9 protein-coding genes are annotated in these 7,392 nt (G+C 61.1%); 3 read left to right on the top strand and 6 right to left on the bottom strand.

Features of this window, described 5'->3' with window-relative positions; all coding sequences use genetic code 11:
• Positions 1–355, bottom strand: a 355-nt coding sequence (locus WBR57_RS04405) for an NAD(P)-binding domain-containing protein (protein WP_424082479.1), incomplete at its 3' end; no start/stop codon positions are given.
• A gap of 15 nt (positions 356–370) precedes the next feature.
• Positions 371–1,888 (bottom strand): CoA-acylating methylmalonate-semialdehyde dehydrogenase, encoded by a 1,518-nt coding sequence (locus tag WBR57_RS04400; RefSeq protein ID WP_424082477.1) that lies wholly within the window; start codon positions 1,886–1,888, stop codon positions 371–373.
• Between the two features lie 132 nt (positions 1,889–2,020).
• Between WBR57_RS04400 and WBR57_RS04395 the strand changes: the two genes are divergently transcribed.
• On the top strand, positions 2,021–2,968 hold the full coding sequence (locus tag WBR57_RS04395) for a LysR family transcriptional regulator (protein ID WP_424082475.1): 948 nt from the start codon (positions 2,021–2,023) through the stop codon (positions 2,966–2,968).
• Between the two features lie 20 nt (positions 2,969–2,988).
• Here the strand turns inward: WBR57_RS04395 and uraH are convergent, their stop codons facing one another.
• Together uraH and WBR57_RS04385 are read right to left on the bottom strand one after the other, a co-directional pair.
• On the bottom strand, positions 2,989–3,399 hold the full coding sequence (uraH, locus tag WBR57_RS04390; protein ID WP_424082473.1) for a hydroxyisourate hydrolase: 411 nt from the start codon (positions 3,397–3,399) through the stop codon (positions 2,989–2,991).
• Positions 3,400–3,427: 28 nt separating this feature from the next.
• On the bottom strand, positions 3,428–3,928 hold the full coding sequence (locus WBR57_RS04385; protein ID WP_424082471.1) for a GlcG/HbpS family heme-binding protein: 501 nt from the start codon (positions 3,926–3,928) through the stop codon (positions 3,428–3,430).
• 147 nt (positions 3,929–4,075) lie between these two features.
• Between WBR57_RS04385 and WBR57_RS04380 the strand changes: the two genes are divergently transcribed.
• Positions 4,076–4,747 (top strand): heavy metal response regulator transcription factor, encoded by a 672-nt coding sequence (locus tag WBR57_RS04380; protein ID WP_424082469.1) that lies wholly within the window; start codon positions 4,076–4,078, stop codon positions 4,745–4,747.
• Entirely contained in the window at positions 4,744–6,117 is a 1,374-nt protein-coding gene (locus tag WBR57_RS04375) for a heavy metal sensor histidine kinase (RefSeq protein ID WP_424082467.1), read from the top strand. The genes WBR57_RS04380 and WBR57_RS04375 overlap by 4 nt, the downstream gene beginning before the upstream one ends.
• Positions 6,118–6,214: 97 nt before the next feature.
• Here the strand turns inward: WBR57_RS04375 and WBR57_RS04370 are convergent, their stop codons facing one another.
• Together WBR57_RS04370 and WBR57_RS04365 are read right to left on the bottom strand one after the other, a co-directional pair.
• Positions 6,215–6,706 (bottom strand): OmpA family protein, encoded by a 492-nt coding sequence (locus WBR57_RS04370; protein ID WP_424082465.1) that lies wholly within the window; start codon positions 6,704–6,706, stop codon positions 6,215–6,217.
• Between the two features lie 4 nt (positions 6,707–6,710).
• A partial coding sequence (locus WBR57_RS04365) for a diguanylate cyclase domain-containing protein (protein ID WP_424082463.1) occupies positions 6,711–7,392 on the bottom strand: 682 nt, incomplete at its 5' end.

Below are 7,392 nucleotides of genomic sequence, written 5' to 3'. Positions count from 1 at the left end.
GGGCATCAGCGACTGTCACGCCTTGTTTCGCCGCCGCCGCCGCCACGTCGCGCGCGGTCTGCGGGTCAATGGTGCTGCAATCCACCGCCGGTACGCCTTTGCCGATGCCCGCCAGTACGCCGTCTTCATTCAACCAGACGCTGCGCACATGGGCCGCGGCCGGCAGCATGGTAATCACCAGCTCGGCGCCTTGGGCCGCGTCACGCGGCGAGTCGCTGATGCTGCCGCCCAGTTCGGCCAGTTCCTTGAGCACAACCTGGTTGAGGTCGAACAGGTTCAGTGCGTGGCCAGCCTTGATCAGGTTGCGGGCCATGGGGGCGCCCATATTGCCCAAGCCGATAAATGCAATCTTCATGGTCGTCTCCCGAAATCAGCGCAGGTTGATGGTGGTGTTCACGCCATCGTTGACCGTGTCGTCGTCGAACCAGCGGCTGGTGACGGTTTTGGTCTGGGTATAGAACTGCACCACTTGCTTGCCGTACGGGCCGAGGTCACCGAGCTTGGAGCCACGCGAACCGGTGAAGCTGAAGAACGGTACCGGCACCGGAATTGGGATGTTGATGCCGACCTGGCCTACATCGATTTCGCTCTGGAACTTACGCGCCGCCGCACCGCTTTGAGTGAACAGGCCGGTGCCGTTACCGAACGGGTTGGCATTGACCAGCGCGATGGCCTCATCCAGCGTGGCGACTTCCAGCACCACCAGCACCGGGCCGAAGATTTCCTGGGTGTAGATCTGCATATCGGTGGTCACGCCCGAGAACAGAGTCGGGCCGACGAAGTTGCCTTGCTCGAAGCCCGGCACCTGGATGTCGCGGCCGTCCAGCTCGAGCTTGGCGCCTTCTTTCACACCGCTTTCAATCAGTTCCAGGATGCGTGCCTTGGCGCGCTTGGAGATCACCGGGCCGACATCGGTGCCGGCTTCGCTGCCGGCATTCACTTTGAGTTTTTGCGCCAGCGCTTTCAGGTCCGGCAGCCATTGCTTGGCCGCGCCCACCAACACCACCACCGACGTGGCCATGCAACGCTGGCCGGCCGCGCCGAAACCGGCACCGACCAGGGCATTCAGGGTGTGTTCGCGGTTGGCGTCCGGCAGCACCACGGCGTGGTTCTTGGCGCCCATCATCGACTGCACGCGCTTGCCGTGTTTGCCGGCCAGGTCGTAGACGTGAGTGCCCACGGCGGTCGAGCCGACGAAAGACACGGCCTTGATATCTTTGTGGGTGCACAGCGCGTCCACCACGTCCTTGCCACCGTGCACCACGTTGAGCACGCCCGCCGGCACACCGGCTTCCAGCGCCAGCTCTACCAGCAGCATGGTCGACAGCGGGTCCTGCTCGGACGGCTTGAGTACGAAGGTGTTACCGCAGGCAATCGCCATCGGGAACATCCACAACGGAATCATTGCCGGGAAGTTGAACGGGGTGATACCGGCGCACACGCCGATCGGTTGGCGTAGGGTGTAGGTATCCACACCACCGGCAACGTTTTCAGCGAATTCGCCCATCTGCAAGGTGCCGATGGAGCAGGCGTGCTCGACCACTTCCAGGCCACGGAAAATATCGCCCTCGGCATCGGCAATGGTCTTGCCCTGCTCGGCGCTGAGGACTCCGGCGATGCGCTTGGAATGTTCGCGGATCAAGGCCTGCAGCTTGAGCATGATGCGCATGCGCGCGCCGATCGGCGTCAGCTTCCAGGTCTGGAAGGCTTGATGGGCGGCGTCGATGGCCGCGTTGACTTCATCGGCGGTGGCGAAAGGGACTTTGGCCAGCACTTGCTGGGTGGCCGGGTTGACAATGTCTTGCCACTGGGTGGTCTTGGACTCGACCCATTCACCGTTGATCAGCAGCTTGACCTGTTGCACGGAAATATCGGCAGAAGCGTTCATGTGGTCTCCAAATCTTATAGTTATGCAGAGAACCAAGGCGTTGAATCACCTTGAAGAATGAGGCGTTCGGACTGTTTTTGGAGTATAGATGTGCAAACTTCTAATAAGAACGTACATAAAAGCCGGTCCAATATGCAAAAAAACATCACATCACTGGGCTCCCTGAACTGGGATGACCTGAAGTTTTTCCTCGAAGTGGCCCGCACCCGCAAGGCCAGCGTGGCCGCCAAGCGCCTGGCGGTGGACTACACCACTGTGTCGCGGCGTATCAGCTCACTGGAAGTGTCACTCGGCACGCTGCTGTTCGAAAAATCCCGGACCAACGGCTTCGTCCTCACCCCTGAGGGCCAGCGTTTGCTGGGTTACGCGGAATCCATCGAAAGCACCCTGCACATGGCCTGCGAACAGGTGTCCGGCTCTGGAGTGGCGCTGTCCGGGCATGTGCGCATGGGCTGCACCGAAGGGTTCGGCAGTTTTTTCGTCACGCCGCAGTTAAGCCACTTTGTCGACACCTACCCGGCGATCTCGGTGGACATCCTGCCCCTGCCCCACTTCATCAGCTTGTCCAAGCGCGAAGCCGACATCGTCATCGCCCTGGAGCGCCCGGAGCACGGGCCCTACGTGTGCTGCAAACTGTGCGACTACAAACTGCAGCTGTACGCGACCCAGGAATACCTCGACCAACACCCGCCCATCCAGCGCCCGGCGGACTTGGCCGAGCACCCGTTTATCAGCTATGTGGATGATTTGGCGTTCAGCTCCGAGTTGCTGTACCTGGCAAACGTGGTGCCCGGCGCCAGCGCCAGCCTGCGCAGCACCAGCGTGATTGCGCAGTACGTGGCGGCGCAGCAAGGGCGGTCGATGGCGATCTTGCCGTGCTTTTTGGCGGCGCAGGACCCGCGGCTGTTGCCGGTGCTGAGGGAGGAGATTGTGCTGACGCGGCAGTTCTGGATGTACTGCCGGGAGGATTTGCGCAAGCTCAAGCGGATTACCTTGTTGTGGGATTACATCAGGCAAACCGCTGAGCTGAACCGCGCATTGTTGATGGGCGAAACCTCGACCATGCTGTTTGCAGACTAACTGCCTACAAGACGCGTCGATTAATTCCCACGGTAAGTGGAAAAGCCATAAGGGCTGAGCAGCAACGGAATGTGGTAGTGCGCGACCGTGCCGTCGACTTCGAAAATCACCGGTACTTCGGGAAAGAAGCTGGCGATCTTGTGTGCCTTGAACCAGTCGCCGGTTTTGAACGTGACGCGGTAGATGCCTTTCTCCAACGGCTTGCCCTCTGGGTAGAGCGCCGGGATGCGACCTTGCTCGTTGGTCGATGCCGTGTTGAGCATGTCCCAGTTCGGGCCATTGCTTTTTTCCAGGGTCACCCGCACGTCTGGGGAAGGCAGCCCGTCCTGCAGGTTCAGCACATGCACGCTCAAGGGGTTGGCCGCAGCCAATGCCAGCGAAGAAATAACGCTCAAGACGGCGCCTGCGAAGAACAATTTGAGTCGTTTCATGATCGTCTCTTTAGTGGAGGGCAGATGATTAGTGAGTGGCAGGTAAGGTTTTTGAAATAGCGGCGAGTGCGCAACCTTCATCGAATGCCGCGCCGCCGGCACCGGCGACGCCCAGCGCGCCGATGACCTCGCCGTCCACCAGCAACGGCACGCCGCCGCCGAGCAGCAATAGCTCGTTCAGCGTGTTGAGGTTTTCGGCATCTGGCGTACTGCGGGCACGCTCGGCCAGTAGCCGGGTGGGCGTCTTGGTCGACAGTGCCGTATAGGCTTTGCGTTGGGCCGCCAGCGTGTTGTGCGGGCCGACATTGTCATCGCGCTGCACGGCGACCAGGTTGCCGCCACGGTCGACGACCGCCACGACGGCGGTGCGGCCCTGTGCATGGCACGCGGCCAATGAAGCACTGGCCAGGTTATTGGCCAACGCCAGCGTGACGTCCTTGCGCTGCGCAACCTGGGTATCGGCCGCCACTACAAATGTGGAGGCCACCGCCAATGTGAGCAGCAAAGAAATTGATCCGGTGATACGCATGCCTTTCCCCAGGGTTGAACGTGGTCGAAAAATCGCCAGGCATAATGTTCCACTCGCCCCGTCAGGTTCATTGCGCGCGGATTACCGATTTGTAATGTGAAAACGCGGCCTATCGGCCTAGCCTATAGCCCTGCCCTGGAGGAAAAAATGCGCGTCCTTGTCGTCGAAGATGAAGCGAAAACTGCCGACTATCTGCAAAAAGCCTTGAGTGAGTCCGGCTATGCCGTGGACGTCGCCTTGAATGGTCTGGATGGCCAGCACCTGGTGCAGGAGAGCGAGTACGACCTGATCATTCTTGACGTGATGCTGCCGGGCCTGGACGGCTGGCAACTGCTGCAGATCATCCGGCGCAAGTGGCAAACCCCGGTGCTGTTCCTCACGGCTCGTGACGCCATTGATGATCGGGTCAAGGGGCTGGAACTGGGGGCCGATGATTACCTGGTCAAGCCGTTTTCCTACGCAGAGCTGCTGGCCCGCGTGCGCACCTTGCTGCGCCGCGGGCCACCGCGCGAGGTTGAGCAGTTTCTGGTGGCCGACCTGAGCCTGGATCTGTTGCGCCGCAAGGTCACGCGCAATGGCCAACGCCTGACCTTGACCAACAAAGAGTTTGCGCTGCTGCACCTGTTGCTCAACCGCGAGGGGGAAGTGCTCTCACGCGCGCTGATCGCCTCTCAGGTCTGGCAGATGAACTTCGACAGCGACACCAATGTGGTCGACGTTGCCATCCGCCGGCTGCGGGCAAAGGTCGACGACCCTTACCCGGTCAAGCTGATTCATACCGTTCGCGGCATTGGCTACATGCTTGAGGTGCCCTCGTGAAGTTGATGCCGCGCGCCCTCAGCCTGCGCCTGGCCGTGATGTTCGCCCTGGTCAGCATGGTGCTGATGGGCGCTATCGGTTTTTATCTGTATCAATCCCTGGAGCGAGAAATCGCCTGGCGCGACGACCAGGCACTGCTCGGACGCCTGCAGCGCCTGCAAGGATTGATCAACGACAGCGACAGTATAGAAACCCTGCGCGATCGCCCGAAGCTGTATGAAAACATGCTGGGCAATCGTGACAATTTGCTATGGATTGTCGACGACGCGGGCCACGCGTTAATCGAAATCAACCCGGCACAGGTGCGCATGCCCACCTTGGCGGCTGCGCCTATGGCTCAACTCACTGACGGTGACTACGCGCAACCGGTGCGAATCGCCTGGGTGGATATGCTCAACGGCGATCGCCACCTGACCCTGATTGCAGCCAAGCTGCTCAACGAACGCGAGCAGATGCTCGGCGCTTACCGGCTCAAGCTGTGGCTCGCGTTATCCGTGGGCGCCCTGCTGGCCTTTGTGCTCGGCGGCTGGGTCAGCCAGCGCGGCTTGCGCCCGGTGCGGCAACTGGCGACACGCGCTGCGGGAATTGATGTTCAGCACTTGCATGTGCGGCTGGATGACTTCAATGAGCTGAGCGAACTGCAAGTGCTCAGCAGAGCCCTCAATCAGATGCTGGCGCGACTTGAGGAAGGCTTCGCTCAACTCTCGCGTTTCTCCGAAGACCTCGCCCATGAGATGCGCACGCCCTTGAGCAACCTGATGGGCCATACCCAGCACACGCTGAGGCATGGCCGCACGGTGGATGAGTATCAGAACCTGCTGGTCTCCAATCAGGAAGAGTACGAACGGCTGGCGCGGATGATCGACAGCATGTTGTTTCTGGCGCGTACCGAACAATCCCATATCTCGATCACGCCCGAGCGGCTCGACCTGCCCGAACTCTGCGCGCAACTGTGTGAGTATTTCGAAGGCGTGGCGCAGGAGCGCGACATACAACTGATTGACCACACCCAGGGTGAGTGGGTGGCAGACCCGATCCTGCTGCGCCGCGCATTGGCTAACCTGCTGGCCAACGCGCTACGCCATGCGACGCCCGGCACGGCTGTCACTGTCAGCAGCGAGATACGCGAAGACTGGCTTGAACTCAGTGTGCACAACTGCGGCGATCCCATTGCACCGGAGCATCTACCGCGATTGTTCGAGCGTTTTTACCGGTGTGATCCATCGCGCAATCAGCCGGGCGATTCCGGCGGCCTGGGCCTGGCCATCGTTCGCTCGATCATGCAGATTCACAACGGTCGCGTCAGCGTGGATAGCACTGAACGTGGGACGCGCTTTTGCCTGGCGTTTCCCCTGACGCCGGGCAATTAGCAAACACCGTCTAAGGCACGCTGCAGTTCAAATGTAGGAGAGGGCTTGCCCCCTCCTTACATTGATTGCATTTCACATTTAGCGCAGGCGAATCAGCTCAGTCCACACTCACCACAATCGACACCCGCCGATTCTCGGTACGCCCCGCCGCTGTGTCGTTGGACGCCACCGGCTGGCTGCTGCCCAAGCCGCGCAGTTGGATATTTTCTTCTTTCATGCCCACAGCGGTCAGCACCGTCGCCACGCTTTTGGCGCGCCGCAAGGACAACTGCTGGTTGTAGGCTTCCTTGCCCGAGCCGTCGGTGTGGCCGTCGACGCGCACGCGTTCGATGCCCACGCCCAGCAAGGCCTTGCCGATGCGTTGGACGATTTCGCTACTGGGCTGGTTGAGGGTTTCCACGTCGCTGCCGAACAGCACTTTGCCGGACAGGCCGAACGCCCAGCCTTCGTCGGTCAGCTCAAAGCCTTGTTGCTTGAGCACGGCGACCTGCGCCGGGGTCAGGCCCTTGGGTGGGGGCGTCTGGCAGCCGCCGAGGGCCAGCAGCGCTACCAGCAGAGTCATAAACAGAACGCGTGTGGTGGATAACAAGGGATCAGCTCCTGTGTTGAACGTTGACGACCGGCTCCGCCGTTTGCTGCCCGCCCAGGGACTGGCGCTTGGCCTGATACATCGCCGCGTCGGCGGCGTTGAGCAAGGTGCCCGGCGTAGCGCCATGATCAGGGTAGAGGGCGATGCCGATGCTGAGAGAGGTCAATACATGGGTGTTGCCCGGCACGGGAATCGGTTGGTCCATGCTGGCGATGATCTTGTCGGCAATGCGCTGGGCGTCTTCGACCTTGTACAACGGCGCCAACAGGATCGCGAACTCATCGCCGCCCAGGCGCGCCACCAGGTCATCTTCACGCAATTGCGCCCGCACCCGCTCGGCGACGGCCATCAGCACGGCATCGCCGGCGGCGTGCCCAAAGCTGTCGTTGATTTCCTTGAAGCGGTCGCTGTCCAGGTACAACACCGCCACTTGTTCCTTGGCCCTGGCGGCGCTGCGCAGCGCGCGAATCAGCCGGCCTTCGAAGTACGCGCGATTAGGCAAACCGGTGAGGCTGTCATGGTTGGCCTGGTGCGCGAGGCTTTCGTTTTCGCTTTGCAAGTGGCTTTGCCAGGCTTCCATCTCACCGAGCAACGCATTGAAGTCGCTGCCCAGGCTGTCGAGCTCGGCGATCCGCGCCGGTGGCACACGGCGGTCAAAGTCACGTTCGCTGCGCGCGGCGTGGGCC

It is taken from the genome of Pseudomonas sp. (assembly GCF_049590575.1).
Taxonomy (GTDB): Bacteria; Pseudomonadota; Gammaproteobacteria; order Pseudomonadales; family Pseudomonadaceae; genus Aquipseudomonas.
This window is presented reverse-complemented; position numbering and strand designations above follow the sequence as displayed.